Below are 1,060 nucleotides of genomic sequence, written 5' to 3' on the forward strand. Positions count from 1 at the left end.
GCGGGCGCCGGTGGTCGCCGGGGCGCTCACAGCCCGGCCGCCTTCCGGCGCCGGATCAGCCAGATGAAGACCGGTGCGCCGATGACGGCGGTCATGATGCCGGCCTGGATCTCGCCGGGCAGCGCGATCAGCCGGCCCACAATGTCCGCGCCGAGCAGCAGCACCGGCGCCAGCAGCAGGCAGTACGGCAGGATCCAGCGGTAGTCCGGGCCGGTGAAGGCGCGCACCACGTGCGGCACCACCAGGCCGACGAAGGCGATCGGTCCAGCCAGCGCCGTGGCCGCGCCGCAGAGCACCACGACGCCCAGCGCCGTAATCGCGCGGGACAGCGCGACCTGCTGGCCCAGGCCGCGGGCCACGTCGTCGCCCAGGGCGAAGTTGTTGAGGATTCGCCCGGTGAACAAAGTCAGCAGCAGTCCGGCGGCGATGAACGGCAGCACCGGCCCGACGGCCTCCCAGCCGCGGCCACCCACGGTGCCGATCTGCCAGAACCGGAACGCGTCCAGGGTGTCCTGGCTGCTGACCAGGATGGCGTTCATCAGCGAACTCAGCCCCGCGGTCAGCGCCGCCCCGGCGAGCGCCAGCTTGATCGGCGTCGCGCCTTCCCTGCCGACGCTGGCAATGACGTACACCACGACGGCGGCCAGCGCGGCGCCGGCGAAGGCGAACCAGATGTAGCCGGTCAGCTCGGCCACGCCGAAGAGGTAGATGCCGGTGACCACGGCCAGCGCCGCTCCCGCATTCACGCCCAGGATGCCCGGGTCCGCCAGCGGATTTCGCGCCACACCCTGCATCGCCGCCCCGGCCACGCCGAGGGCCGAACCCACCAGCAGTCCGGTCACGGTCCGCGGGATGCGCGAATGCACCACGGCATGGTCGCCGTTGGCCGGATCGAAGGCGGTCAGGGCCTCAACCAGCGTGTCGAACGGAATCGGGCGCGCGCCGAAAGCCAGCGATGCCAGGCACACCAGCGCCAGCACCGCGAGCGCCAGCGGCAAACCGACCAGCAGCCGGACGGGCCTTCCCCGTCCCGGGGCCGCCGCTCTCCCCCGCGCCGCCG

At 72.9% G+C, this 1,060-nt stretch carries 1 protein-coding gene; it reads right to left on the minus strand.

What is annotated here, in order from left to right; all coding sequences use genetic code 11:
* Positions 1-26: 26 nt before the first annotated feature.
* Positions 27-1,010 (minus strand): FecCD family ABC transporter permease, encoded by a 984-nt coding sequence (locus D477_RS20840; RefSeq protein WP_081608665.1) that lies wholly within the window; start codon positions 1,008-1,010, stop codon positions 27-29.
* Between the last annotated feature and the right edge of the window lie 50 nt (positions 1,011-1,060).

The sequence above is a fragment of the Arthrobacter crystallopoietes BAB-32 genome (assembly GCF_000328305.2).
GTDB classification, from domain to species: domain Bacteria; phylum Actinomycetota; class Actinomycetes; order Actinomycetales; family Micrococcaceae; genus Crystallibacter; species Crystallibacter crystallopoietes_A.